The 25,505-nt window shown below is 60.8% G+C and carries 31 protein-coding genes and 1 pseudogene; 12 read left to right on the top strand and 20 right to left on the bottom strand.

All coding sequences use genetic code 11. The annotated features are described in order from the left end of the window. Window positions 1-16: 16 nt before the first annotated feature. Window positions 17-1,225, bottom strand: a complete 1,209-nt coding sequence (locus HGP14_RS07700) for an N-acetylmuramoyl-L-alanine amidase (protein WP_409527065.1) — start codon at window positions 1,223-1,225, stop codon at window positions 17-19. A gap of 649 nt (window positions 1,226-1,874) precedes the next feature. Between HGP14_RS07700 and HGP14_RS07695 the strand changes: the two genes are divergently transcribed. After that, on the top strand, window positions 1,875-4,760 hold the full coding sequence (locus tag HGP14_RS07695) for a ribonuclease E/G (protein WP_168829260.1): 2,886 nt from the start codon (window positions 1,875-1,877) through the stop codon (window positions 4,758-4,760). 83 nt (window positions 4,761-4,843) lie between these two features. Here HGP14_RS07695 and HGP14_RS36185 read toward each other — a convergent pair whose 3' ends face one another. From HGP14_RS36185 to HGP14_RS07675, 4 genes are all read right to left on the bottom strand, one after another. Beyond that, window positions 4,844-5,236, bottom strand: a complete 393-nt coding sequence (locus HGP14_RS36185; RefSeq protein WP_281408081.1) for an FkbM family methyltransferase — start codon at window positions 5,234-5,236, stop codon at window positions 4,844-4,846. Then, window positions 5,229-5,501: an FkbM family methyltransferase gene (locus tag HGP14_RS36630; RefSeq protein ID WP_409527068.1), complete on the bottom strand. Its 273-nt coding sequence runs from the start codon at window positions 5,499-5,501 to the stop codon at window positions 5,229-5,231. Before HGP14_RS36630 ends, HGP14_RS36185 begins: the two co-directional genes overlap by 8 nt. Before the next feature lie 264 nt (window positions 5,502-5,765). Beyond that, window positions 5,766-6,167 (bottom strand): ACT domain-containing protein, encoded by a 402-nt coding sequence (locus HGP14_RS07680; RefSeq protein ID WP_168829258.1) that lies wholly within the window; start codon window positions 6,165-6,167, stop codon window positions 5,766-5,768. 764 nt (window positions 6,168-6,931) lie between these two features. Next, complete coding sequence (locus HGP14_RS07675; RefSeq protein ID WP_168829257.1) at window positions 6,932-8,089, bottom strand: pyridoxal phosphate-dependent aminotransferase; 1,158 nt, start codon at window positions 8,087-8,089, stop codon at window positions 6,932-6,934. A gap of 209 nt (window positions 8,090-8,298) precedes the next feature. On the opposite strand from HGP14_RS07675, the gene HGP14_RS07670 reads away from it, so the two are divergent. From HGP14_RS07670 to HGP14_RS07645, 6 genes are all read left to right on the top strand, one after another. Then, window positions 8,299-9,057, top strand: coding sequence for a DsbA family protein (locus HGP14_RS07670; protein WP_168829256.1), 759 nt, complete (start codon window positions 8,299-8,301; stop codon window positions 9,055-9,057). 144 nt (window positions 9,058-9,201) lie between these two features. Next, window positions 9,202-9,639 (top strand): type II 3-dehydroquinate dehydratase, encoded by a 438-nt coding sequence (gene aroQ, locus HGP14_RS07665; RefSeq protein WP_168829255.1) that lies wholly within the window; start codon window positions 9,202-9,204, stop codon window positions 9,637-9,639. A 20-nt stretch (window positions 9,640-9,659) separates the two neighbouring features. After that, a complete protein-coding gene (gene accB, locus HGP14_RS07660; protein WP_168829254.1) occupies window positions 9,660-10,133 on the top strand; it encodes an acetyl-CoA carboxylase biotin carboxyl carrier protein in 474 nt (157 codons plus the stop codon). Window positions 10,134-10,143: 10 nt separating this feature from the next. After that, the gene (gene accC / locus HGP14_RS07655; protein WP_168829253.1) at window positions 10,144-11,487 is read left to right on the top strand and encodes an acetyl-CoA carboxylase biotin carboxylase subunit; all 1,344 of its coding nucleotides are present in this window, start codon (window positions 10,144-10,146) and stop codon (window positions 11,485-11,487) included. 4 nt (window positions 11,488-11,491) lie between these two features. Continuing rightward, on the top strand, window positions 11,492-12,106 hold the full coding sequence (aat, locus tag HGP14_RS07650; RefSeq protein WP_168829252.1) for a leucyl/phenylalanyl-tRNA--protein transferase: 615 nt from the start codon (window positions 11,492-11,494) through the stop codon (window positions 12,104-12,106). 162 nt (window positions 12,107-12,268) lie between these two features. Beyond that, window positions 12,269-12,562, top strand: coding sequence for a hypothetical protein (locus HGP14_RS07645; RefSeq protein WP_168829251.1), 294 nt, complete (start codon window positions 12,269-12,271; stop codon window positions 12,560-12,562). Between the two features lie 2 nt (window positions 12,563-12,564). Here the strand turns inward: HGP14_RS07645 and HGP14_RS07640 are convergent, their stop codons facing one another. The 6 genes from HGP14_RS07640 to HGP14_RS07615 form a co-directional block, all read right to left on the bottom strand. Further along, window positions 12,565-13,002 carry a DUF2155 domain-containing protein gene (locus HGP14_RS07640; protein ID WP_168829250.1) on the bottom strand — a complete coding sequence of 146 codons (438 nt, stop codon included), beginning with the start codon at window positions 13,000-13,002 and terminating at the stop codon, window positions 12,565-12,567. A gap of 113 nt (window positions 13,003-13,115) precedes the next feature. Further along, window positions 13,116-13,511: an NADH:ubiquinone oxidoreductase subunit NDUFA12 gene (locus tag HGP14_RS07635; protein WP_168829249.1), complete on the bottom strand. Its 396-nt coding sequence runs from the start codon at window positions 13,509-13,511 to the stop codon at window positions 13,116-13,118. 104 nt (window positions 13,512-13,615) lie between these two features. Continuing rightward, window positions 13,616-14,080 (bottom strand): GNAT family N-acetyltransferase, encoded by a 465-nt coding sequence (locus HGP14_RS07630; RefSeq protein WP_168829248.1) that lies wholly within the window; start codon window positions 14,078-14,080, stop codon window positions 13,616-13,618. A 6-nt stretch (window positions 14,081-14,086) separates the two neighbouring features. Beyond that, on the bottom strand, window positions 14,087-14,593 hold the full coding sequence (locus HGP14_RS07625) for a GNAT family N-acetyltransferase (protein WP_168829247.1): 507 nt from the start codon (window positions 14,591-14,593) through the stop codon (window positions 14,087-14,089). 68 nt (window positions 14,594-14,661) lie between these two features. Next, window positions 14,662-16,164: an Asp-tRNA(Asn)/Glu-tRNA(Gln) amidotransferase subunit GatB gene (gene gatB, locus HGP14_RS07620; RefSeq protein ID WP_168829246.1), complete on the bottom strand. Its 1,503-nt coding sequence runs from the start codon at window positions 16,162-16,164 to the stop codon at window positions 14,662-14,664. 78 nt (window positions 16,165-16,242) lie between these two features. After that, window positions 16,243-16,758 carry a GNAT family N-acetyltransferase gene (locus HGP14_RS07615; protein WP_168829245.1) on the bottom strand — a complete coding sequence of 172 codons (516 nt, stop codon included), beginning with the start codon at window positions 16,756-16,758 and terminating at the stop codon, window positions 16,243-16,245. A gap of 111 nt (window positions 16,759-16,869) precedes the next feature. On the opposite strand from HGP14_RS07615, the pseudogene HGP14_RS07610 reads away from it, so the two are divergent. The 3 genes and pseudogenes from HGP14_RS07610 to HGP14_RS07600 all read left to right on the top strand — a co-directional run. Then, window positions 16,870-16,971, top strand: a pseudogene (locus tag HGP14_RS07610) (YjhX family toxin); the annotation flags it as partial. A gap of 63 nt (window positions 16,972-17,034) precedes the next feature. Then, window positions 17,035-17,250: a hypothetical protein gene (locus HGP14_RS07605; protein ID WP_168829244.1), complete on the top strand. Its 216-nt coding sequence runs from the start codon at window positions 17,035-17,037 to the stop codon at window positions 17,248-17,250. Beyond that, window positions 17,240-17,530, top strand: a complete 291-nt coding sequence (locus tag HGP14_RS07600) for a type II toxin-antitoxin system RelE/ParE family toxin (protein WP_168829243.1) — start codon at window positions 17,240-17,242, stop codon at window positions 17,528-17,530. Before HGP14_RS07605 ends, HGP14_RS07600 begins: the two co-directional genes overlap by 11 nt. Window positions 17,531-17,533: 3 nt before the next feature. On the opposite strand, the gene HGP14_RS07595 is transcribed toward HGP14_RS07600, so the two are convergent. The 5 genes from HGP14_RS07595 to HGP14_RS07575 all read right to left on the bottom strand — a co-directional run bounded on the left by HGP14_RS07595 (window position 17,534) and on the right by HGP14_RS07575 (window position 20,914). Next, a complete protein-coding gene (locus HGP14_RS07595) occupies window positions 17,534-17,809 on the bottom strand; it encodes a hypothetical protein (protein ID WP_168829242.1) in 276 nt (91 codons plus the stop codon). Between the two features lie 21 nt (window positions 17,810-17,830). After that, complete coding sequence (locus HGP14_RS07590; RefSeq protein WP_409527064.1) at window positions 17,831-18,322, bottom strand: N-acetyltransferase family protein; 492 nt, start codon at window positions 18,320-18,322, stop codon at window positions 17,831-17,833. Next, window positions 18,316-19,797, bottom strand: coding sequence for an Asp-tRNA(Asn)/Glu-tRNA(Gln) amidotransferase subunit GatA (gene gatA, locus HGP14_RS07585; RefSeq protein ID WP_168829240.1), 1,482 nt, complete (start codon window positions 19,795-19,797; stop codon window positions 18,316-18,318). The genes HGP14_RS07590 and gatA overlap by 7 nt, the downstream gene beginning before the upstream one ends. A 54-nt stretch (window positions 19,798-19,851) precedes the next feature. Next, window positions 19,852-20,139, bottom strand: a complete 288-nt coding sequence (gatC, locus tag HGP14_RS07580) for an Asp-tRNA(Asn)/Glu-tRNA(Gln) amidotransferase subunit GatC (protein ID WP_168829239.1) — start codon at window positions 20,137-20,139, stop codon at window positions 19,852-19,854. A 70-nt stretch (window positions 20,140-20,209) separates the two neighbouring features. Continuing rightward, on the bottom strand, window positions 20,210-20,914 hold the full coding sequence (locus HGP14_RS07575; protein ID WP_168829238.1) for a metal-dependent hydrolase: 705 nt from the start codon (window positions 20,912-20,914) through the stop codon (window positions 20,210-20,212). Between the two features lie 117 nt (window positions 20,915-21,031). Between HGP14_RS07575 and ruvX the strand changes: the two genes are divergently transcribed. Then, window positions 21,032-21,520 carry a Holliday junction resolvase RuvX gene (gene ruvX, locus HGP14_RS07570; RefSeq protein WP_168829237.1) on the top strand — a complete coding sequence of 163 codons (489 nt, stop codon included), beginning with the start codon at window positions 21,032-21,034 and terminating at the stop codon, window positions 21,518-21,520. Here the strand turns inward: ruvX and HGP14_RS07565 are convergent. The 3 genes from HGP14_RS07565 to HGP14_RS07555 form a co-directional block, all read right to left on the bottom strand. Next, window positions 21,463-21,789 carry a DUF6105 family protein gene (locus tag HGP14_RS07565; RefSeq protein WP_168829236.1) on the bottom strand — a complete coding sequence of 109 codons (327 nt, stop codon included), beginning with the start codon at window positions 21,787-21,789 and terminating at the stop codon, window positions 21,463-21,465. The genes ruvX and HGP14_RS07565 overlap by 58 nt on opposite strands. Further along, complete coding sequence (locus HGP14_RS07560) at window positions 21,786-21,956, bottom strand: hypothetical protein (RefSeq protein ID WP_168829235.1); 171 nt, start codon at window positions 21,954-21,956, stop codon at window positions 21,786-21,788. Before HGP14_RS07560 ends, HGP14_RS07565 begins: the two co-directional genes overlap by 4 nt. Window positions 21,957-22,080: 124 nt before the next feature. Next, entirely contained in the window at window positions 22,081-22,737 is a 657-nt protein-coding gene (locus HGP14_RS07555; protein ID WP_168829234.1) for a TetR/AcrR family transcriptional regulator, read from the bottom strand. 179 nt (window positions 22,738-22,916) lie between these two features. Here HGP14_RS07555 and HGP14_RS07550 point away from each other — a divergent pair, with 179 nt between their 5' ends. Beyond that, the gene (locus HGP14_RS07550) at window positions 22,917-23,852 is read left to right on the top strand and encodes an AEC family transporter (protein ID WP_168829233.1); all 936 of its coding nucleotides are present in this window, start codon (window positions 22,917-22,919) and stop codon (window positions 23,850-23,852) included. On the opposite strand, the gene HGP14_RS07545 is transcribed toward HGP14_RS07550, so the two are convergent. Next, window positions 23,834-25,483: an acyl-CoA dehydrogenase family protein gene (locus tag HGP14_RS07545; RefSeq protein WP_168829232.1), complete on the bottom strand. Its 1,650-nt coding sequence runs from the start codon at window positions 25,481-25,483 to the stop codon at window positions 23,834-23,836. The genes HGP14_RS07550 and HGP14_RS07545 overlap by 19 nt on opposite strands. Between the last annotated feature and the right edge of the window lie 22 nt (window positions 25,484-25,505).

Raw genomic sequence — 25,505 nt, 5'->3', positions numbered from 1 at the left:
ATTGCTAGCCAGGGCCTCAGCCGCCGTTCGCAACGAACGAGGAGCGGTAGTGCTTTACCGCATCGGTCAGCCGGTCCACCACTTTCGCGCGCCATTTGTCGTCCAGCAGCAGCTTTTCGTCGTCGACATTCGAGAGGAAGCCGAGTTCGAGCAGGATCGAGGGTACATCGGGCGCCTGCAGGACGCGGAATCCGGCATGGCGGTGCGGATTGTTGATCGTGCTGATCTGGTCCTTGAAGGAGCCGAGCACGCTCTCGGCAAGCGAGATCGAGAAGGCCTGGGTTTCACGCCGCGTCAGGTCGAGCAGAATATCCGCCACGGCCGGCGGTTCGGCGACGGTCTCCTTACCGGCGATCTGATCGGAGAGGTTTTCGCGGTCGGCGAGGTCGGCCGCGAGCTTGTCGGAGGCCTTGTCGGATATCGTATAGACGGTCGAGCCGCGAATATCCTTCTGCTTCAGCGTATCGGCATGCAGCGAGATGAAAAGGCCCGCATGGTTCTCCCTGGCGATCTGCACGCGCTCGGCAAGCGACAGGAATTCATCGTCGCTGCGGGTGAGAAACGCCTTGATGCCGGCTTCGCGATTCAGCCGGTCGGCCAGTGCCTTGGCAAAGGCCAGCGTGACCTGCTTTTCTTCCGTCTTGGTGTCGGCGCCGATCGCACCGGTATCGATGCCCCCATGGCCAGCATCGACGGCGATGATGAAATCGCCGGGCTTTGCAGTATCTGGCGCGGGCTTTGCACTCGCCGTTTGCGGCGTGGTTGCCGGATCGCTCCAGGACTGCGCCTTGACGAGCGTGGCGAATTCCTCCTTGCTGACCCTCTCGGCATCGAGGACGAGGCGATGACCCTTGCCGTCCTCATCCTCCTGCACCTTGGCGATTGCCAGCTTCACCGGCTTGATGGCCATCAGCACGATGCGGGCGCTGTTCTCGTCCATGGTGCCGTAGCGGATGTCCTTGAAAAGGCCCCTCGCCCCGAGATCGTCGGCCTTGAAGCCGAACGCGGTCGCCGGCAGATCGACGACGATGCGCACCGGATTGGCGATGTAGTGGACGGAGAAACTCGGCTGCCGGTCGAAATCGATGACCACGCGGGTTCGGGCGTCGTCACCGACGATACGCGCGGCATAGGCAAGCAGCGGCTCCGGCTTGTTCGGGCCGGCGGCAACGGCGATGGCGGCCTGGAGCGAAAGCGCAGCCGCGAGCGCGTAAACTAATCTCATCTTCCGCTTGCTGGATTCCGCCATTGCGCGCCGTACTCTCTTAAACAATCGATCGCCGCACCCTATCTATCGTTCTGTTTACGCGCGCAATGCTTTTTCAGCGTCTGTGGCCGCCCGCCGAATCAGACCGCTGCTCCCCATTGTCTATGTGTTTTTAAATCCATCAATATTATGGCGCATTTGGCTTTTCCCTTGCTATTGTGACAGAGAAACCATACAACGATTTTCAGGTTAGAAGTGTTGACGGGATAGAGTCGCCGCGAAGGCTGCCACCCCACCAAGGACCTGGCGCCACAACCGGCAATCGTCCGCCGTCTTACGCGCTTCTCTCCCCGGTACATAGATCCTGAATTTTCCGGCGTATGCGGAAACTTCATCGGTGGATAGCCACCAAACGCTCTGAGGAGCAAACTCATCGGACCCCAAGGGGTCTTAAGTATTGTCGATCTCGCTTGGTCATAATGGTTTCGCAGCAGGTTTCATCCAAAGTCTACAGGCCCGGGAAGGCTAATCTCCCCGCTGTCGCCTGGCTGCTGCCGTCCGGCCCGAATCAAGCGCGACTTTCATCATCCGGCGCACTCACGCTAGACCGACTCACCCCTCCAGGTGAGAATCCGCGTCTCCGGCTGCGCCGAGGAGCACACCTTACATGGCAGACAAAATGCTTATCGACGCGTCTCACGAGGAAGAGACGCGCGTCGTTGTCGTTCGCGGGAACCGCATAGAAGAATTTGACTTCGAGTCGCAGCACAAGAAGCAAATACGCGGTAATATCTATCTCGCAAAAGTGACGAGGGTCGAACCCTCGCTGCAGGCGGCTTTCGTCGACTACGGCGGCAACCGGCACGGCTTCCTGGCCTTCGCCGAAATCCATCCCGACTATTACCAGATCCCGCTTGCCGACCGTCAGGCGCTGCTTCGCGCCGAGGCCGAGGAGCACCGCCGCGACGACGATGTCGAGCATGTCGAAACAGCGCCGGTGAGCGACCCCTCGACGCAGGATCAGCCGGATATCGGCATCGTGCCCACGGAAGAGCCGGAGGGCGCTGATACCTCCGTGGGGGCCGCGACGGCTGAAGTGGAAACTCCGGCTGAAGTCGAGGCTCCGGCCGCGGAGGCAGCCGTTGTTGCCGAAGAGGCTCCGGCCAAGAAGGCCAAGCCGCGCCGCAGCCGCAAGAAGGCAGTCGTCGAAGCCACGCCCACCGAAGATGCTATCCCCACCGACGTAGAGGCCCCTTCCGCCTCGGTCGTCGACAATGAGGACGAAGGTCCCGCCGGCGGTTCAATGGCCGCCATGGTCGAAACGGACTCGATCTCCGAAGACGTCGACGTCCGCCGCCGCAACGACGACGATGACGACGACGATCACGACCAGGAAGAGGAAGTCATCGAATCCGTCGGCGCCGAAGACGCGATGGAGGAAGTTCCCGATCGCGTGCAGCGCAAGCCGCGCAAGCAGTACCGCATCCAGGAAGTCATCAAGCGCCGCCAGATCCTGCTCGTGCAGGTCGCCAAGGAAGAGCGCGGCAACAAGGGTGCTGCCCTTACCACTTACCTCTCACTCGCAGGCCGCTACTCGGTTCTGATGCCGAACACGGCGCGCGGCGGCGGCATTTCCCGCAAGATCACCAATCCGCAGGACCGCAAGCGCCTGAAGGAAATTGCCCGGATGCTCGAAGTGCCGCAGGGCATGGGCGTGATCCTGCGCACGGCTGGTGCGAACCGCACCAAGGTCGAGGTCAAGCGCGACTTCGAATATCTGATGCGCCTGTGGGAAAACGTCCGCACGCTGACGCTGGCGTCGACCGCCCCCTGCCTCGTCTATGAGGAAGGCTCGCTCATCAAGCGCTCGATCCGCGACCTTTACAACAAGGACATCGGCGAGATCATCGTTGCCGGCGAGGAAGGCTATCGTGAAGCGAAAGACTTCATGAAGATGCTGATGCCGAGCCATGCCAAGGTGGTTCAGCCCTATCGCGACATCCACCCGATCTTCTCGCGCTCCGGTATCGAGGCGCAGCTTGACCGCATGCTGCAGCCGCAGGTGACGCTGAAGTCCGGCGGCTACCTGATCATGAACCAGACGGAAGCCTTGGTTTCGATCGACGTCAACTCGGGCCGTTCGACCCGCGAGCATTCGATCGAGGATACCGCACTCCAGACGAACCTCGAGGCCGCGGAAGAAATCGCCCGCCAGCTTCGTCTGCGCGACCTTGCCGGCCTCATCGTCATCGACTTCATCGACATGGAAGAAAAGCGGAACAACCGCGCCGTCGAGAAGAAGCTGAAGGAATGCCTGAAGAACGACCGCGCGCGCATCCAGGTCGGCCGCATCTCGCATTTCGGCCTGCTCGAAATGTCACGCCAGCGCATCCGCGCTTCGGTGCTGGAATCGACGACGCAGGTCTGCGCGCATTGCGGCGGCACCGGCCACGTGCGCTCGCAGTCCTCGGTCGCGCTGCATGTCCTGCGCGGTATCGAGGAATACCTGCTGAAGAACACGACGCACAACATCACCGTGCGCACCACGCCGGAGATCGCGCTTTATCTGCTCAACCACAAGCGCCAGACGATTGTCGATTATGAAAGCCGCTTCGGCGTCTCGATCATCATCGATGCCGACAGCGCCGTCGGTTCGCAGCATTTCGCGATCGATCGCGGCGAGCCGGTCGAAAACCCGGTCAAGATCGAAAGCCTCTTCAACTTCGCAGCCATCCCTGATGATGACGACGACGATATGGTCATCGAGATGGAAGAGGACGAAGACGAGGAGCTTGAGGACAAGCCGGCAGCCGCCGAGCGCGCGCCGCAGCAGCGCGCCGAAGGCGATGGCGACGGCCGCAAGCGCAAGCGCCGCCGCCGCCGTCGTGGCCGCAACGGCACCGGCGAGCAGGTTTCCGCCCAGGAGGCCGTTTCCGGCGAAACCGGCGACGAGGATGAAGGCGACGACGAAGGCGGCGAGAGCGATGAGGCGGCAGTAGCCGCTACCGAAGCGCGTGCCGATAGCGAAGAGTCCCAGCGCCGCAAGCGTCGCCGCCGCGGCAAGCGTGGCGGCCGCCGCAGCCGCGAGGAAGGTGGAGAGCTCATCGAAGGCGCCGAAGCCGGTGATGAAACCGCCGCCGATATCGAGGATGGCGCCGAAGCTGAAACACAGGCCGAAATTGTCGAGGCTGTTGCCGAGGAAGCCGGTGAAGCGCAGGCCGCAATGGCAGCGATCGAAGCTGACGCCGTCGTCGCGGAAGCCGTGAAACCCGCCAGAGGCCGCGGCCGCCGGAAGGCAGCCGCCCCTCCCGTCGAAGAGCCGGTCGTAGAAGCAGAGACCGTTGCCGAGGCGGAAGCGGAGACCGTCGAGGCCTCAGCCGATCTCGCGACACCGGCAGAGGAAGAAGCAAAGCCGGTCCGCGCCAACCGCGAATCGAACATCTCCTCGTCCGCTGCCCCCACAGTGAAATCCACCCGGACGGAACCGGCCGAGGGTGACACCGACGGCAAGCCGAAAAAAGCCGGCTGGTGGCAGCGCCGCGGCTTCTTCTAAGAAGCCCTTCCCGCAATCAAATGACAAAAATCCGGCCGCGGCGACGCGGCCGGATTTTTATATGCCGGCGTCCTCAATGGACTCTATGTCCCGGTATTTCGCAGCAGGCCAAGCATCTCCGAGCGGCGAGGAGACGAGTTTACAACACCGGACTGCTCGGACGGGACACATATCCATTCGGGATGACTTCGGTCATGGATCGCGTAGCCGCTCGCCTTGAAAATCTCGACGACTTCGTCCGCATTTTCTGTAACTTCCACCACGACCAGCGGCCGTATCTCCGACAGACAACGCAGGCTTCCCCGAAGCACAAGCCTTTCGGCCCCCTCCACATCGATCTTGAGCAAAGCCGGACGAAGGCCCGTGGCGGCCAGAAATGTGTCTACCTGAACCATATCAACGCGGACACGTTCCATCATGGCATTACTGAAAGCATTTGCGCGATTCTGCTGAAAATTCTTGTAGTCTTTATTCAGGGAGTTGTTCTGCCCCGAAAGCGACTCGATCCAAAAGTCGATAACCCCCGTCTCGATCGCCGCATGCGGCGTCGATGATCTCTACATTGGAAAAGGATTGGGTATTTCTTTGCAGATACGGAAGGTTGTTAGGGCCAGGTTCGAAAACCACCACCCTTCCCGCATCACCGACGAGTTTTCTCAAGTGAATCGAAAGATAGCCGATGTGGGCACCGATTTCGATAACCGTATCGCCAGCCTTTACAAGCTGCGCGAGCCTCTCCATGACATGCCGCTCGCGCCGCTTTCCTTTGAACCAATATCCGCGATGCTTATAGGCGTGCAGGCTCAGCGAAACATCAGGCCACCAATGATGCTGAACAACGATATCGCCCGGCCCCAACGCTCGAAGCATATAGAGCGCAATCCGCCGGAGAAAGCGGTATCTGGCTAGCCTTTGCAGTGGCATTGCAAAGCCTCCATATTCAAAGACCGAATATAGGAAAAGACCTATGTAAACTCTGAGGCAGCGGATCAGTTCCCGCCTTTTTCAACCATCTTGCGATAACCGTTGCAGCACCTGCATGGCTTCTGCTGCCCGATGCTCGGGCACAAAGAGATGGTCGTGATAGAAGGCGGAGACCGGGTTTACACCCATTCCGGCTTCCGCCAGGCGGGCCGTGATCGCCGCGAGGAAGCCCACTGCATCCAGCGAAGAATGAACTTCCAGCGTTATCATCCGCGAGCGGAATGTTCCGGCAAGCCCGGCGCGAAGGGCCTCGCTCTCCTCCAGGATCAGAGTTACTCCCTCCGCTTCCCGGAACGTCATCACCGCCTCAAGTCCGGCCGGAAGGTCCGCCCCGTCCGGCACAGTCGCAAAGACGTAGGTCGCGTCCTGCAGCCTCGGCTGCATCGACGCCAGAAGCCGGTTGAGGTTGGTTTCGCCGGACATTCGCCTGTTCTCCGTTGGCGCCACCAGACTGAGCGAGTTTCTTCCGTAACGTCAAATGGATTTGGAATCGGAACGTTTGCTGGACGGTCCGCCACCGCCACCCATCCCAAGCTCCCTCATTCCTGTGCTTGTCACAGGAATGACGGTGGAGAAGGCCTCGCCGCCCCTCCTCTCCCCTCGGGGAGAGGATACAAAATCTTGCCCTTGGCCATCGGCCAAGGCTTAGATTTTGTTGGTGAGGGGGAGCGACCCCGCGCACGACAAACGCCGAAAACCCAGCAAAATCAATTGCCGCCTGCTCGTTTCATCGGCGCCCGCAAGACCTGTGTCATCATCGCGCCGTTCCGTCACGGATACACCGCGAGGCGTCGCGGCGAGACGGGACCGGCGCCGGCTGCAGGAGAACGACGTAAGCTCCTACAGCCGGGGTCCGCAGAAAATGGTCTCCCTCCGGAACGGCGGCCGGGCGAAAATGCCGGCCGGGTGATTTCGGGCGTGCCTGTGGGGCACACAGACGGACCGGCGGTGCCGGATCCGAGCAGAGAGGCCGAAGTTGCGGATAAAAACCGCCGAACGGGGCGCTGGGAAGCGCCATATACTTCTACTCAACGCGGCAATTTCCAGCGCCCCGTCCGAGTTGAAATGCAGATGCAAGGCACGGATGGAATCCATCGCGTGAACGGAAAGCCATGCGCGCCAATGGCCTCATTCAAGAACTTCCGAAAATGCTTTCAGAACTGCTTACAAGCCACGGGAAGCAGAGCCTATTTCAGCCATCCCGCGATGCGTTCCACCGCTTCGGCGATCTCGGCTTCGGAACCGGCATAGGACATGCGCATCGTCCGGTTGCCTTCGAGCGGATCGAAGTCGAATCCGGGTGTCGCGGCCACGTCGATTTCCGCCAGCATCCGCTTGGCAAACGCCATGCTGTCGTTGGTGAAGCGCGTGACATCGACATAGGCATAGAACGCGCCGTCCATCGGCGAAGCGATCGAAAGCCCGATTTCGGGAAGCCGCCCCATCAGGAAATCGCGGTTTCTGGCGTAGCTCGCCTTGTAGACGTCGAGCTCCGCAGCAGCACCCAGCGCCGCCGTTGCGGCGATCTGGGAAAGTTCCGGCGGCGAGATGTAGAGGCTCTGCGCTACGCGTTCGATGGGCCGGACAAGCCGCTCCGGCAGCACCATCCAGCCGATCCGCCAGCCGGTCATGCAATAATATTTCGAGAAGGAGTTGATGATGATCGCCTCGCCGGTCAGTTCGAGCGCACTCGTCTCCTCGCCCGCGAATGTCAGGCCATGATAGATTTCGTCGGAGATGAAGGCGATCGAGTTGGCGGCGCAATAATCGGCCAGCGCCTTCAACGCCTCCCTTCCCGTCACCGTGCCCGTCGGGTTGGCCGGGCTTGCAAGCAGAACCCCTTTCAGTCTCACGCCGCTTTCCCGCTGCGCGGCCTCCAGGCTTTCCGGCGTCATCGTGAAATGCGTCTCGGCCGTCGCCGGCACTTCGAGGATTTTCAGGCCGAGCGCGCCGAGAATGTTGCGATAGGCCGGATAGCCGGGCCTTGCGATCGCCACGGCATCACCGGCATCGAAAAGCGAGAGAAACGCAAGATTGAAGCCTGCCGACGAACCCGTTGTGATGGCGATCCGCATAGGGTCCACGTCCAGCCCGTGCCGGTCGCGGTAGTGCAAGGAAAGCGCGCTTTTCAGCCGCGCGGTGCCGAGCGCATCGGTATAGCCGATCTTGCCGTCGACCAGCGCTGCGCGCGCCGCCTCGAGCGCTGCCTGCGGTGCTGGATGGGAAGGCTGGCCGACGGCCATGGAGATGACCGGATGGCCCTTTGCGCGCCTTCTGGTCGCCTCCGCCAGCACGTCCATGGCGTGGAAAGGATCGACTTCGCTGCGTTTCGATACGGAAAACAAGGCTGCATATCTCCGGATGTTCACTTGCGACCAGACAATTGCCGCAATATTGAGTTCATCACAATCCCGCGATTGCGTCGCGCCTGCGAAAAAATCCTGTTTGAGGACTGTAGCTCGCGCCTTAACGTGATGCTTTGGGGCTCAACCTGGGAACGCGGCGATAGTGAATCGCAGCAAAATCGGCCCATCTGCCGAAGACGAGGATCAAAATGACCTTCTTTGCGAAAACATTCACCGCCCTCGCGCTCGCAGCAAGCGTTGCCCTGCCCTTCCCAGCAGCTGCCCTCGATGACGCGCAGAAGAAGGAGTTCGGCGAGTTCATCAAGGAATACCTCATCCAGAACCCCGAGATCATGCTCGAGGTGCAGGATGCCCTGCAGAAGAAGCAGCAGGAAGCCCGCTCCGTGAAAGCCAATCAGGCGATCGCTGAAAACGGCAAGGATATCTTCAACGCGAAATACGACATGACGATCGGCAATCCGAAGGGCGACGTCACCATCGTCGAGTTTTTCGACTACAATTGCGGCTACTGCCGTCACGCCCTGTCCGACATGCAGGCCATGCTCGAAAAGGACAAGAACGTCCGCTTCGTGCTGAAGGAATTCCCGATCCTCGGGCCGGAATCGGTTGCCGCCCATAAGGTTTCGGATGCTTTCCGCAAGCTCGCTCCGGAAAAGTACGGACAGTTCCATGTCGCCCTGCTTGGCGGCGACGGCCGTGCGGACGAGGACAGCGCCATTGCAGTCGCAACATCGCTCGGCGTCAGCGAGACGCAGATCCGTGACGAAATGAAGAAGAGCCCGGACACCGCCTCCGTCGAAGGAGCCTACGAGCTGGCGCAGAAGCTCGGCATCAGCGGCACCCCATCTTATGTCATCGGCAACGAGCTGGTGCAGGGCGCGGTCGGTTTCGACGATCTTGAGGCCAAGGTGAAAAACATGCGCGCCTGCGGGAAGACGAGCTGCTGAGGCGGCGCCCATCAATTCGCCAAAATCCAAGTGTTTCAGCCATGTGGACAAATATGGCACGATTTCGGCCGCCCTCCCCAAGGGGCTTTCTTTAAAGACATGGGGAGTCTATAGGTGGCCCTCGTGATTTTGACGGAACATTCGATGACGCAGACTATTTTCGTCCTGAACGGACCTAACCTGAACATGCTCGGCAAACGAGAACCTGGCATCTATGGTGGAAAGACGCTCAAGGATATCGAGGCGGATTGCAAGGCGGCCGGCCGTGACCTTGGCTTCGAGATCGATTTCCGCCAGAGCAATCACGAAGGCGTCCTCGTCGACTGGTTCCACGAGGCGCAAGACAAGGCGGTAGGCGTTGCGATCAATGCCGGCGCCTATACGCACACGTCGGTTGCGCTGCACGATGCAATCCGCGCCATTTCCATTCCGGTGATCGAGCTCCATATCTCGAACGTGCATGCACGCGAAGAATTCCGCCACAAATCGATGATCGCGCCGGCTGTAAAGGGCGTTATCTGCGGCTTTGGCCCCTATAGCTACATCCTGGCGCTGCAGGCGCTGAAGAACCTCACGGCATAAGAAGAAGACAGGGCACACTCATGGCTGAGACGAAAAAAGGTATCGATCAGGCGCTGATCCGCGATCTCGCAAACATCCTCAACGACACGGACCTGACGGAAATCGAAGTCGAGCAGGAAGATTTGCGCATCCGCGTTTCGCGCGCCAGCACCACGCAGTATGTCCAGGCGCCGATCGCCGCGCCGGCCTATCCGGCAGCCGCTTCTTCCGCAGCCGCACCGCAACCGGCTGCCGCTCCGGCAGCAGCGGCGCGTAACCCGGCGAACACCATCAACGCACCGATGGTCGGCACCGCCTACATGGCTCCGGCACCGGGCGCCCGCGCCTTCATCGAAGTAGGCTCGACCGTCAAGGAAGGCCAGACGCTGCTCATCATCGAAGCGATGAAGACGATGAACCAGATTCCGTCTCCGAAGTCCGGCAAGGTTACGGAGATCCTAGTCGAGGACGGACAGCCCGTCGAATATGGCCAGCTCCTCGTCGTCATCGAATAAGGCGGGCGTCATGGTCTCCAAAATCCTCATTGCCAATCGCGGGGAAATTGCGTTGCGCGTGCTGCGCGCCTGCAAGGAGCTCGGCATCCCGTGCGTCGTCGTGCACTCCACAGCCGACGCCGATGCCATGCATGTGCGCCTTGCAGACGAGAGCGTCTGCATCGGCCCGCCGCCGTCGCGCGATAGCTACCTGAACATCCATCAGATCGTTGCCGCCTGCGAAATCACCGGCGCCGACGCCGTGCATCCCGGCTACGGATTCCTTTCGGAAAACGCCAAGTTCGCCGATATCCTCGAAGCCCATGGCATCACCTTCATCGGGCCGACGGCGGAGCATATCCGCCTCATGGGCGACAAGATCACCGCCAAGCAGACGGCACAGCAACTCGGCATTCCCGTCGTTCCGGGCTCCGACGGTGAGGTTACTGCCGAGAATGCGCTGGAAACGGCCCGCAAGATCGGCTTCCCGGTTCTCATCAAGGCAACGGCCGGCGGCGGCGGGCGCGGCATGAAGGTCGCCAAGACCGAGGCCGATCTCGACGAAGCGCTGAACACGGCCCGCTCGGAAGCGGCTGCCGCCTTCGGCAATCCCGCGGTTTACATGGAAAAGTACCTCGGCAAGCCGCGGCACATCGAAGTCCAGGTTTTCGGCGACGGCGAAGGCAATGCGATCCATCTCGGCGAACGCGACTGCTCGCTGCAGCGCCGCCACCAGAAGGTATGGGAAGAGGCAAACTCCCCAGCGCTCAACGTCGAGCAGCGCATGAAGATCGGCCAGGTCTGCGCCGACGCCATGAAGAAGATGAAATATCGCGGTGCCGGCACGATCGAATTCCTCTACGAGAACGGCGAGTTCTATTTCATTGAGATGAACACCCGCCTGCAGGTCGAGCATCCGGTGACCGAAGCGATCACCGGCATCGACCTCGTGCACGAGCAGATCCGCGTCGCGTCCGGCGGTGGCCTCTCCGTCAAGCAGGAGGAGGTCACGTTCGAGGGCCACGCCATCGAATGCCGTATCAATGCCGAGGATCCGCGCACTTTCGTGCCCTCGCCCGGTACGATCACGCATTTCCATGCGCCGGGCGGCCTCGGCGTGCGTATCGATAGCGGCGCCTACCAAGGCTATAAGATCCCCCCGTACTATGATAGTCTCATAGGCAAGTTGATCGTGCACGGACGGACGCGTGTGGAATGCATGATGCGTCTGCGCCGTGCTCTCGACGAGTTCGTCGTCGACGGCATCAAGACGACGCTACCGCTGTTCCAGGATCTTGTGTCCAATCAGGATATCGCCAACGGCGATTATGATATCCACTGGCTGGAGCACTACCTGGCCAACCATTCGGCATAACGGGATGGCAGGATCGCGCAGGAAGTCCCCAGGCATCACCCCGGAGATCCTCCTGCGCGCCTACTCCATCGGTTTGTTTCCCATGGCGGAATCGGCCGATGATCCGGAAATCTTCTGGGTCGAACCGGAACTTCGCGGCGTGCTGCCGCTCGATGACTTCCATGTTTCGAAGAGCCTCGCGAAGACCATCCGCAGGAAGCCATTCGACATCCGCTTCAACTATGATTTCGACGCGGTGATCGCGGCTTGCGCCGAGGCAACCTCCGACCGGCCGAGCACCTGGATCAACCATACCATCCGATCGCTCTATTCCACGCTGCATCGGATGGGCCATGCCCATTCCGTCGAGGCCTGGGAGGACGGCTGGCTGGTCGGCGGCCTTTACGGCGTTTCCCTCGGCTCGGCCTTCTTCGGCGAAAGCATGTTCTCCCGCCGCACCGACGCCTCGAAGATCTGCCTCGTCTATCTGGTCGAGCGGTTACGTGACAGCGGCTTCACCCTGCTCGACACGCAATTCACCACCGAACATCTGAAGACCTTCGGCGCCGTCGACGTTAATAAAAATGACTATGCGGTGATGCTGGCCTCCGCGATGCAATCGCCGCATCTGGAATTCTGAACATTGCACAAAGAACTTTTTGAGAATTACCGATCAGCTCTAATAGGCAAGCCCTTGACCAGTATTCGGCGCGGTCACGGCTCGGCAATCCTAATCGACTTTGGAAACCTAACTGATTGCAGAGAGCATACGCGCACAACGGCCAGAGGCGAACTCACGGTAATGATCGAATGGAGTTGGCGCATTGAAACGGTGAATGCAATTTTGTGCGGCAGTTTCAGCGACGAGGAATATTGGGCTCTAGCCTTCGATGACTTGGTTGGGCGTGCGGTAGCTGATGTCGCTCTTTTTGGGCGGTTGCCGGAACTGACGATCAGTCTTTTCGATAACCGCTACATCACATCTTTCATGACGGCGGAAGGACAGCCGCAATGGACGATCTTTGCCAACAATGAGGGTGAAACTCGGTGGCTGACGGTCGAAAATGGCGAGCTATGCGAAGTATTCGATAGCTGAGGCTATCGCGCCGTCGCAGCGGTGTCCGGCGGCGGGACGTCGGAGTTCTGCTTGCAGTCCTTCAGCCAGACGTCGTAGATCGGGTGTTCGACGGCGTTGAGGCCGGGACTGTCGGCGAACATCCAGCCGCTGAAGATCCGGCGGATCTTCCGGTCGAGCGTGATTTCATCGACCTCGACAAAGCCATCAATCTTCTGCGCTTCCGTCTGGTCACGCGAATAGCAGGCCTTCGGCGTGACCTGGAGCGCACCGAACTGCACGGTCTCGTTCACATAGACATCGAACGTCGTGATGCGGCCGGTGATCTTGTCGAGGCCGGAAAAGACTGCGACGGGATTGTTGATGCGCGCGGCGGACGCCGCTTGCGGCAGCAAAGAGGAGCCAAGCGCCAGCGCCAGGCCGGCGGCACGCAGGATCTGATTCCGCGTGAAAAGCTTCATATCTGCGCGTCTCCACCGCATTGGATAGGAGCCGCAACTGCTGCGGCCAACCTGCGGGTAAAGGTCAATTGTGGCCAAAAGCCGGGCCGCACGGCCCGACCCACGGTGCGTTATCAGTTGCCCGGCGTCCAGGCGTCGTAGTCGCCGGTCACTCGCGGGCGCTCGCCGGAAGCAGCAAGCGAGCCCGGCGGACGGTAGGCCTGAGCGGTCCCCGTAAGATTTGGGCGATGCGCCTTCTGCCATTCCTTGGCGACGTAGTTTTCCTTGGAAGGCGGAACATCGGTGCGGTGGTGCATCCAGCCGTGCCAGCCCGGCGGAATGGCGGACGCTTCGGCATAACCGTTATAGATCACCCAGCGCTTCGGCAGACCGTAGGAAGACAGGCCGCCTTCGTAATAGACGTTACCGAACTCATCCTCGCCGACGCGCTTGAATTTGCGCAGGGCGTACAGGGTGCCAAGAGTGTAATAATTCCACCAGGTGAAAACGTGCAGCAGGAACTTCTTCATGTCTTTTCCTTGTGCTTGCCGAAGGTCAAGCGGGTCGGGAATTCGATCCTTCGCTTATGCCGCCGGAATGCCGGATTGTCCAGCGATTCCCGAGCGGCGAAGCCTCACTTCAGGGCCATCTTGAAGCCCAGATGCGACTGCTCGAATCCGAGGCGCTCGTAGAACCTGTGGGCATCCTTGCGCTTGGCGTTCGAGATCAACTGGACACGCGCAAGGCCACGGCCTTTTGCTTCTGCGATGCAGAATTCGATCATCTGTCCGCCGATGCCCTGACCGCGCATATCCCCGCGCGTCTGAACGGCTTCGATTATCATGAAGGATGCGCCGCGCCCCGTCAGCGTTGTCGCGATCGATATCTGGAAGGTGCCGACGACTTCCCCGGTCTTCTCGGCGACATAGAGCGCCTGGTCCGGCGAAGCGGCGATCGCAGCGAAAGCCCTGGCGTAATCGGGAAAGGCAGCTGGATCGGTCGTGTCGCCATGCCCGCCGATATCGTCGGCCGCAAACATAGCGATCAGTGCGGGGAGATCGCTTTCGCTCGCTTTGCGTATGATGAGGTTGCCGTGCATGTCTGCTCAGTGCGCCTGAAGCTGCTTCTCGAGGACAAGCGCCGGAATACCCGACTGGCCGGGACCGATATTCTCGTTGCGTCCCACCTCGACAAATCCCAGCCGGTTGTAGAAGCTTATGGCCTCTTCGTTCTTCGGCTCGACCTCGATCCGCATGATCTCAGCGTTCGGGAAGCAGGTTTCCAGCTCGGCGAACATGTCTCGCCCGATTCCCTGACGTTGCAGCGACGGACGCACATAGAGGAGATGCAAGATCGCGGTCTTCGCCATCTCCGCGGACATTGCCGCATAGCCGACCGCGCCGATATCCTTGCCGCTGTCGGCAACTAGAAACTCGGCATTCTTCCTGGACAACCGCGCCTTCAACGCGGCGGGCGAAAAAAGATGAGCGACAAGCTCGTCAACCTTCGCCTCGCCGTAGAAGCCGTCGTAGGCGGCATGAAAGCTCTCGATCAGCAAGGCGCGGATCGTCTCGAGATCACGCTCGCCAGCTGTGCGGACAAAATAGACCATTCGTACTTTCCATGGCAGGGCCGCGCCCAAAGACGGCGGAAGTTGAGAAAAGGACGCGCTGATCGCGCCTATTCCTCGATACCGAGCTTCGCCTTGACGAGAGCCTGGACGGCCTGCGGATTGGCCTTGCCGCCTGTCGCCTTCATCACCTGACCGACGAACCAGCCGGCGAGTGTCGGCTTGGCCTGAACCTTAGCGACTTGATCAGGGTTGGCAGCGATGATCTCATCGACGGCCTTCTCGATGGCGCCGGTGTCAGTCACCTGCTTCATACCGCGAGCCTCGACGATTTCTGCCGGGTCACCACCCTCATTGAGGACGATCTCGAACAGGTCCTTGGCGATCTTGCCGGAAATCGTTTCGGCCTTGATGAGGTCGATGATCGCGCCCAGCTGCGCTGGCGAAACCGGAGTGTCCTCAATGTCCTTGCCGGTCCTGTTCAAGGCGCCGAGAAGATCGTTGATGACCCAGTTTGCTGCCGTCTTGCCGTCGCGGCCTTCGGCTACGGCTTCGAAATAATCGGCAATCGCCTTCTCGGAAACGAGGACCGACGCGTCATAAATCGACAGGCCGAGGTCGCGCACGAAGCGCTCCTTCTTGTCGTCCGGCAGCTCCGGCAGGTCGGCTTCGAGCGCCTTGACGAAGGCATCGTTGAATTCCAGCGGCAGCAGGTCCGGATCGGGGAAATAGCGGTAGTCGTGCGCGTCTTCCTTGGATCGCATGGAGCGAGTCTCGCCCTTGTTCGGATCGAAAAGCCGCGTCTCCTGATCGATCGTGCCGCCATCTTCCAGAATGCCGATCTGGCGGCGGGCTTCGTATTCGATCGCCTGGCCGATGAAGCGGATGGAGTTGACGTTCTTGATCTCGCAACGCGTGCCGAAAGCTTCACCCGGGCGACGGACGGAAACGTTGACGTCGGCACGCATCGAGCCTTCGTCCATGTTGCCATCGCAGGTGCCGAGATAGCGAACGATCGAGCGCAGCTTGGTCATATAGGCCTTGGCTTCGTCGGAAGAACGCATGTCCGGCTTCGAGACGATTTCCATCAGCGCGACGCCAGAGCGGTTCAGATCCACGTAGGACATCGTCGCATGCTGGTCGTGCAGCGACTTGCCGGCGTCCTGTTCCAGATGCAGGCGCTCAATGCCGATCTCGATGTCCTCGAACTGGCCCTGGCGGTCGGGACCGAGAGAAATCACGATCTTGCCCTCGCCGACGATCGGATCCTTGTATTGCGAGATCTGATAGCCCTGCGGCAGGTCGGGATAGAAATAGTTCTTGCGGTCGAAGAGCGAGCGCTTGTTGATCTGAGCTTTCAAGCCGAGACCGGTACGCACCGCCTGCCGGACGCATTCCTCGTTGATGACCGGAAGCATGCCGGGCATGGCGGCATCGACGAGCGAGACGTTGGAATTCTGCGGCTTGCCGAATTCGGTCGAGGCGCCGGAGAAGAGCTTCGAATTCGACAGCACCTGCGCATGGACCTCCATGCCGATGATGACTTCCCAGTCACCGGTGGCGCCGGGAATGAAGCGTTTCGGATCAGGCGTGCGAACGTCGACAATGGTCATTTGATGCTCTTTGGAAGGCTGTTCTTTTCATCTGGTGAGGTAACGGAAATGGTCTGTCGGTGCAAGGCTTTCGGCACATCAGATGCCGGGGCCCGGACCGTAGCTGCCGTCGCCCTCGGGTTCGAAGTCCTTGCTCAATCCGACCGACGGCACGTCGCGGTCGAGCTTCGGGTTGTAGGCGACCGAGAGCCAGTGGATGGCGTAGCCATGCTTCTGGAAGAAGCTGATCGCCTCGGTATTGCCCGAATGCGTCTGCATCGCCGCCTTTTCGAAGCCCTGCTCGGCGATATCCTTTTCGATCCGCTGCAGAAGCGCCGAGCCTAGACCTTGACGCGTATAGGCCGGATCGATCCAGAAATCGGAAATCGTTTCATCCAGCCGTTCGCGCGCCGCCCAACCGGCAATCTGGCCGTTAAGCTCGGCGACGGTGATCGTCAGCCAGCTGCTTTGCGTGAAATACACAAAAGCGCTCCGCGCCGCATCCAGCAGCGCATCCGACTCGCCCATCGCCGCCATGGCCCTTTGCCAGGCCCTGAGGCCAATCTCACTCAAAAGGTCCGCTTCGCCCTCGTGGGCATTGCGAATGTGGATCATGGAACCCCCGTTCGATGGGCAAGTAAAACACCTAATCGACAGCTTTTCCATCGATTTACGCATTTGCCGCAGCGTTTTGTGTGTCTTTCCAAAGCCAGCCGCGCGCTTTGGAAGCTCAAGCAGATAAGGGCGATCAAATCGTCCGGCGGCAAACCTTACCGGATAGCGGAGCGAGGATTGCTGCTGGTGAGAGCCGAGCAGGACAATCGGTAAAGAATTGGAAGCCAGTCCTCTGCGGGCCGGCTTACCGCTGCTAGTAAATAGAGAGGGGTTGGATTGAAACCGTCTTCGCGCTATTTTGAGCTTATGAGCGATCTGCGAGAAAAAATCAGCCGTGAGGAACTGACCGAAGTGCAGGCCAATGCGGTTGCCGATCAGGGTTATGACGCCTGGAAGGAAGAGAAAATCAAAAGCGCGCTCAAGCAGTCGGAAGACCGTTCCACCATGATCCCAGCGAATAAGGTTTGGGAGCGGTTCGGGTTTGAACGTTAATTTCACGCCGCAAGCGGTTGCGGATCTCAGTGAAATTCATCGCCATATCGCGCAGTTCGACCGGAATGCGGCCGATAGAATCCTGTCGCGCATTCGTCAGGTCATCGAGATATTTGAGAGCTTCCCGCTCCTTGGCCGCGAAGGTAGCGTAGAAGGCACGCGTGAATTCGCTATTTCAGGTCTCCCCTACACAATCGTCTATCGCATCGCCTCGGCTGTCGACCTCGACATTCTAACGGTCATTCACCAGCGCAAGCTCTACCCGCCGCAGCACGACTGAGTCTCAGATCATCGTCGAAAGCTCAGCCTTCATCGCCGCCCATTCCTCAGCGACAGAGCCCCCACCCCGCCGCTTGCCGGCGCGCCGGTACCAGTAATCGGCATTCCAGTCGTCGCCTTCGATGCGGTGGCAGACGGCGTGGCCCCAATCGAAGGGCTTTTCGCCTTCATGGCTCTGGCAGATCTCGTGGACGGCCTGCCATTCGCCACCCATGGAAAAACCGGCAGCCGCGAGGCGATCGAAGGCTTCGATGAGATTGGCAAGATCAGATTTCGACATGAACGCCTCCCTGCGCGCTGCCTAGCCCAGATGCTTTTCCAGCTTGACCTTGTCGAGGTCTATCCCAAGACTTAGGTCGCGCTCGACACCGCGCCAGACGATCGAAAAGCCGTTCCGCTCATAAAGACGGATGGCACCAGCGTTTGTCGCCCGCGTGTCGATCTTGGCGACCTTGAACCCCGCCGTTGCAATGCGCGTCAGGAAATGCCGGAGAAGCGCCGAGCCTACACCGCGGCCCTGATAGGCAGGATCGATCCAAAGATCGGAAATATAATCGGGCGCGTCTTCGCAGGCGCCCCATCCGGCCAGTCTTCCGGCGATTTCGGCTACAGCAACGTGACCCTTGGCCGACGCCGGATAATCGAGGAATGCCTTCCGCGCAGCTTCGACGACGTCGCGATCGCCGAACTCCGCTTCACCCTGGCTGCTGGACAGCCACGCCGCAAAACCGACGTCGCCGACCATTTGGTGGTCGGCGACGGTCATTTTCCGAATTGTAAGTCCGCTTACCACCACTTGGCCGGCGTGAACTTGCCGGCGGCCTGTTCGATGACATGTGCGGTCTTGAAGAGGGTTTCCTCGTCGAAGGGCTTGCCGATAAGCTGGAGGCCGAACGGCAGGCCCTGGTGATCGAGGCCAGCGGGGACGGCGATGCCCGGGAGACCAGCCATGTTGACCGTCACCGTGAAGATGTCGTTCAGGTACATCTTGACCGGGTCGGAAGCGAGGTTTTCGTCGGCGACGCCGAAGGCAGACGAGGGCGTCGCGGGCGTCAGGATGGCATCAACGCCGGCATTGAACGCCAGTTCGAAGTCGCGCTTGATGAGCGTACGGACCTTCTGCGCCTTGATGTAATAGGCGTCGTAGTAACCGGCCGAGAGCACATAGGTGCCGATCATGATGCGGCGCTTGACTTCCTTGCCGAAGCCCGCGGCGCGGGTCTTCTCGTATAGGTCGACGATGTCCTTGCCGTCGACGCGCAGGCCGTAGCGCACGCCATCATAGCGGGCAAGGTTCGAGGACGCTTCGGCCGGGGCGACGATGTAATAGGCCGGAAGCGCATATTTGGTGTGCGGCAGCGAGATGTTGACGATCTCGGCGCCAGCGTCTTTCAGCCAGGCGATGCCCTGCTGCCAGAGCGTTTCGATTTCTTCTGGCATGCCGTCGACGCGGTACTCGTTCGGAATGCCGATCTTCATGCCCTTCAGCGACTTGCCGAGCGAGGCTTCGTAATCCGGCACCGGCAGGTCGACGGAGGTCGTGTCCTTGGGATCGACTGACGCCATCGACTTCAGCAGGATTGCGGCATCGCGCACGTCGCGGGCGATCGGGCCCGCCTGGTCGAGCGAGGAGGCGAAGGCAACCGTGCCCCAGCGCGAGCAGCGGCCATAGGTCGGCTTGATGCCGACGGTGCCGGTGAAGGCGGCCGGCTGACGGATCGAGCCGCCGGTGTCGGTCGCGGTCGCACCGGCGCAGAGATGTGCGGCAACGGCAGCGGCCGAGCCGCCGGACGAGCCGCCCGGAACGAGCTGCTGGTTGGAGCCGGCGGAGCGCCAGGGGTTGATGACTGCGCCGTAATAGGACGTCTCGTTGGACGAACCCATGGCGAACTCATCCATGTTGAGCTTGCCGAGCATGACGGCGCCGTCGTCCCAGAGGTTCTGGGTGACGGTCGATTCGTAATGCGGTTTGAAGCCGTCGAGGATGTGGCTGCAGGCCTGGGTGTGGATACCTTCCGTGGCGAAGAGATCCTTGATGCCGAGTGGAATGCCCTCAAGCGCGCCAGCCTTGCCGCCGGCCAGGCGAGCATCCGATACTTCAGCCATCTGCAACGCCTTCTCAGGCGTGACCTTCACGTAGGCGTTGAGCTTCTCGTTTGCCGCCTCGATTGCCGAGATATAGGCCTCGGTCAATTCGACGGCTTTGATTTCCTTGGCACGCAGCTTCTCGCGGGCTTCGGCAATGGTGAGGCTGGTGAGTTCGCTCATGATGTTTCGCTTCAAATCTGGAATGGCAACGGAGTCGGAATGCGGCAGTGGGCCTTATTCGACGACTTTAGGCACCAGGAAGAAATTCTGATCGGTGAGCGGCGCATTGGAAACGATATCGGCAGCCTTGTTGCCGTCCGTCACCGCGTCGCTGCGCTTCTTCATCTCCATAGGCGTGACCGAGGTCATCGCCTCGACGCCCTCGACGTTCACTTCCGAAAGCTGTTCGACGAAGCCAAGGATACCGTTCAGCTCACCAACCATGCGGTTTGCCTCTTCTTCCGACACGGCAATACGGGCAAGGCGCGCAACGCGCTTAACGGTGGCAAAGTCGACGGACATGGCATTCTCCGAATGGGAAATTTCCCACCCGCTATAAAGACCATGTCCGCCTAGTGCAACGGGGTTTTGCTTAGATGGAGAGCGTCTCGCCGGGCTTCATCGCCTTCACTGCGGTCTTCGCCCCCTCCATGCCGGAGACGAACTTGTCGGGCGTCTGGTCAATGATGGGGAACGTGCCGTAATGGCAGGGGATTGCCGTCTTGAAGTTGAAGTAGCGCTGACAGGCGAGCGCTGCGACGGCACCGCCCATGGTGAAGCGGTCGCCGACCGGCACGAGGCCGATATCCGGCTGATGCAGTTCGTTGATCAGCGCCATGTCGGAGAAGATGTCCGTATCGCCCATGGCGAAGATCGAGGCTTCATCATCGAAATGCAGCATCAGGCCGTTGGCGTTGCCGAGGGCGTGGGAGACGCCATCCTCGGTGATCTGTGCGGAGGAATGCAACGCATTGGTGAACGTGGCCGAGAAGCCGCCGAGCGAGATCGTGCCGCCCGTGTTGCCCATTTCAAGCTTCGAAAGGCCCTTGGAGCCGAGCCAGGACGCCAGATCGGCGTTGGCGAGAACAACGGCGCCGGTCTCCTTGGCGATAGCGACGGTATCGCCGACATGATCGCCATGGCCGTGGGTGAGCAGGATATGGGTGACACCTGCGGAGACATCCTTGAGGCTCTGCCCGGCAAAAGACGGATTGTGCGTCAGGAACGGGTCGAGCAGGATCTTCGCCTTTGCCGTTTCGATGCGGAAGGCGGAATGGCCTAGCCAGGTTATCTTCATGAAACTCTCCTTTTGTTACGTGATGCAAAAACTGGATTGGGTTGCTATGGACATATCCGTTACAGCCGCAAAGAAAAGCGGTAAGTGCTTCAATTTCTTTTGAGAGGATGAACGGCCATGACGGTGCTGACGATCGAGGAGCTGGCGTCAATGCTTCCGCCCGGACAGGCGATCGCCGGACTCGATCTGGGCACGAAGACGATCGGTCTTGCGATGTCCGATCTCGGGCGGCGTTTCGCGACCCCGCGCCCCGTCATCAAGCGGCAGAAGTTCACGATCGATGCCGAAGCGCTGCTTGCCTTTGCAGCCAGCGAGAAAGTGGCCGGTTTCGTGATCGGCCTGCCGATAAACATGGATGGCTCGGCAGGTCCGCGCGTGCAGGCAACGAGGGCCTTCGTGCGCAACATGGAGCAGAAAACCGCCCTGCCCTTCGTCTATTGGGATGAACGGCTCTCGACGGTGGCGGCCGAGCGGGCGCTGCTGGAAATGGACGTGTCGCGTGCCAAGCGCGCCGAGCGGATCGATTCGGCAGCAGCAAGCTTCATTCTTCAGGGGGCGCTCGACAGGCTCTCGCTGCTCGGCAGATCAGAGGATTTCGAGGCCTGACGCGCCTTCCACCATGCGATCATCGTCTTGCGTCTGCGGAAGCCCAGGATGGACAAGACAACCAGACTGTCGACGGCAATCGCCCGGGCGACCAGCGGCGGGATGGTCTCCGGCGGCACGCCGAGGATTTTTCCGTAAATCTGGAAGGTCAGGTCATGGACCTGACGCGTCAGCATGAAGATCCCGAAGTTCATGTCGTAGTAGGAGAGCCAGTACCAGCCGCCGAGAAAGACGATCGGTCCCAACCAGAAGATCAGGAGCCACTTCATGCGGCCTCCCCTCTTTGCCTGAACTCAGGCAGGTCGAGGGTGACCGCCCAGATCGACAGTGCCATGACGCTCAGAACCAGCGCAGGCACGGCAATGTCCAGCGCAAGCACCGCGAAAAACATCATCGCGGCAAGGAGCAATGCGGCTTTGGCGGCTTTGGTTCCCATGATCCTGACAGCTAAGATTTAGACTGCGGATACCCTGTCCCCTTAACCGGCAGGGCGCAACGTAAACCATTTGTTAAGGTTAACGGGCGATCTGCCGCCTGTGGATCATGACACGAGCGGCGGCTCAGCCGTAAACGCCGCGGACGATGCGCTTCAGCGCCGTTGCGGCCTTCTCCCAGTCCTTCGGGGTCTTCAGCACCAGACCGGCGCACTGGCCGCCCGCAGCGGCGGAAAGGACAAGATGCTGGATGGCGGCGATCAGGATCGCGTTGATGGCGACTGCATCGACGCCCTTCGGCGGCGCAAGCGAACCGCGCATGCGCTCCAGCCATTGCGACAGTGCCTTCGAGCGGGCTTCGGCAAGCCGCCTCACCTGCTCGGTATTCTCGGAAACCTCCCAGGCGACGATGCGGCGCATCAGCGGGTCGTCGCGAAGCGCCTCCAGGAACAGCAGCGCCAAGCGCTCTATGAGATCGCCATAGGTGAGCAGGAACATGCCGCCTGTGTCTTCCGGAATCCGGTCCCTGACCCAGGTGCCGAGATCGGCGCCGGTCGCCTCGATAAGGCCGTTCAGGCCGCCGTAGTAGCGATAGATCAGCTGCTTGTCGCATCCGGCGCGGCGGGCGACGGCATTGATGCCGAAATTCTGGAAACCCTCCTCCGCCAGCAGCGCCTTGGCTGCCTTGAGAATCGTCTTCTCGGTCGCGCCGCGGTCACGCACGCGCTTTTCCGGCACCGGCGCCGCCAAAGGCGCCACAGCCGCTGCTTCATCAATCAGCATTGCTTTTCAACCCAGCCCTGTCACCCGACGGTGATTAGCAACTCGCACCGAGCCGGACAACGGGCGAGAATGCCTGCGGACCAAAAGCCCTGTGGAGAAAAGCATTTCCGCGGCGGCATTTACCGGTTGCGAAGATCCGTACAGCCTGTAAACCGGGCCACGACGTGCCGGAGCGCCAAATGCTGATTATCTTCGAGAGCATCCTCCCGATCTTTCTTCTTGTCTTGCTTGGCGTTGCGCTGCGCCGCAGTCCATTGCTCAACGAGAGCCTTTGGCCTGGGCTCGAGCAGCTCGGCTACTACGTTCTCTTTCCTTCCCTTCTCTTCCTCACGCTGGCGCAAGCGGACTTTTCCGGCATGGAGACGGGCACGATCAGCCTGGTCTCAATCCTCGCCGTTCTTGTCATGTCGGCGCTGGTCTTCGCCCTGTGGCCGGTTCTTGCCCGCGCCGGTGTCCGACCGGCGGCCTATACCTCCCTCTTCCAGACGGCCACGCGGTGGAATGCCTTCATCGCGCTCGCGGTAGCGGAAAAGCTTGCGGGATCACAGGGGCTCGCCATCGTCGCGCTGGTGATGGCGGTCATCATCATTCCGATCAACCTCATCAATGTCGGGATGCTGGTGTGGTTCTCGGGCGCTTCGCGCGACCTGCGGGTATTTGTCGTGAAGATCGTGACCAACCCGCTGATCATCGGCTGCGCGCTCGGGCTTCTCGTCAACCTTGCACAAATACCGATCTATGAGCCGCTGATGGTCACGGTCGACCTGGTCGCCCGGGCGTCCCTGGGGCTCGGCCTCATCATGGTCGGCGCGGGGCTGAGAATTTCCGACGCCCTGCGGCCGCACTCCGTGGCGCTCGTGTCCGTGCTGCTGAAGCTGCTCGCCTTTCCCGCTCTCATGACCGGTATCGGTCTCGCCTTCGGCATCCATGGGCAGCCGCTCGTGCTGCTCGCCCTAAGCGCCGGCGTGCCGACCGCGATGAACGGCTATGTCCTAGCCAAACAGATGGGCGGAGACGCTGCGCTCTATGCAGCAGCGGCAACGATCCAGACCGCGATCTCATTCGTGACCATCCCGGTCGTCCTGACCGCCGCGACCTATGTTGCCGGCGGGTAGAGAAGATCTACGATATATCCGGCGTCGAAACGGGAATCGAGCATGCCGTAGGTCGAGCGCCAGCCGCCCGCAAGGCGGGTTTCGATGAAGGCGTCGGCAATGCGTCCGGCGCCGAGGCGATAGAGTTCGGCGGCACCGGCAGCGAGTGCAAGCTGTTCGACCAGCAGGCGGCCCGCCCCCTCGTCGCGCTCGCAGAGCGCCATAGCGGCGCGAAGCACGTCGATCGTCTTCTTGCCTGCCGGGCCGAGATCGCGCGCAAGACCGGTGAAAACCGTCTCGAAGAGATCCTTGCCGCGCGCCAGCACGCGCAGCACATCGAGCGCCATGACGTTGCCGGAGCCTTCCCAGATCGCGTTGACCGGAGCTTCGCGGTAGTGGCGGGCGATCGGGCGTTCCTCGATATAACCGCTGCCGCCGATGCATTCCATCGCTTCATAGATCAACGCAGGCGCGATCTTGCAGCACCAGTACTTGGCGACCGGCGTCATGACGCGGGCATAGGCTGCCTCTTCAGCATTGCCACGCGCCTTGTCGAAGGCGTCCGCGAGACGGAAGGAGAGTGCCGTTGCGGCAGCGACGTCGAGCGCCATATCGGCGAGCACGCGGGTCATGATCGGCTGGTGGACGAGCATCTTGCCGAAGACGCTGCGGCCGCGAGTATGGTGCACGGCTTCGGCAAGCGAAGCGCGCATGATGCCAGAGGAGGCCAGCGCACAGTCGAGACGCGTCAGCGTCACCATATCGAGGATCGTGCGGATGCCGGCATCCGGGCCGCCAAGCAGGAAGCCGAACGTATCATTGAACTCGACTTCGGAAGATGCGTTGGAGCGATTGCCGAGCTTGTCCTTCAGGCGCTGGAACTGCAGGCCGTTGGCGGAACCGTCTTCCAGCAGGCGCGGAACCAGGAAGCAGCCCATGCCCTCCTTCGTCTGCGCCAACATGATGAAGGCGTCGCTCATCGGCGCGGACATGAACCATTTGTGGCCGGACAGGCGGTAGATACCCTCGCTGACCTTTTCCGCCGTGCTCTTGTTGGAGCGGACGTCCGTGCCACCCTGCTTTTCCGTCATGCCCATGCCGATCGTCACGGCGGTTTTCTGCATGGCGGGCTTGTTGGACGAATCGTATTTGCGCGACAGGATTTTCGGCGCCCAATCCTTCTGAACGGCGGGAGAAGCGGACAGCGCCGCGACCGAAGCGCTCGTCATCGTCAGCGGGCAGAGATGGCCGGTTTCGAGCTGGGCGGTCAGATAAAAGCGTGCGGCGCGAATCTTGTGGGCCTGATCCTTGGCGTCGGCATCAGCTTGCGGGTCCCAGACCGAGGAGTGCAGACCGACGGACATGGAGCGGCGCATCAGCGCGTGCCAGGCGGGATGGAACTCGACAACATCCAGGCGCTCGCCGCGCGGACCATGCGTGCGCAGCTGCGGCGCGCCCTGGTTTGCCATGCGCGCCAGCTCCTGCGCCTCCGGCGAGGTGACGTAACGGCCCATGTTTTCCAGGTCCTCGCGCGTGCCGCGCGGCAGACCCGCCGTCAGGTCGACGATCAGCGGATCGGACCGATAGGCATTGATGCCGGACCACAGACTTGGCTGGTTCAGTTCGGCGAATTTTTCGTCAGCGGAGGTCATGAATCGCTTCTAGTGCAAGAGG

The sequence above is a fragment of the Rhizobium sp. P32RR-XVIII genome, assembly GCF_012641395.1.
GTDB lineage: Bacteria > Pseudomonadota > Alphaproteobacteria > Rhizobiales > Rhizobiaceae > Rhizobium.
This window is presented reverse-complemented; position numbering and strand designations above follow the sequence as displayed.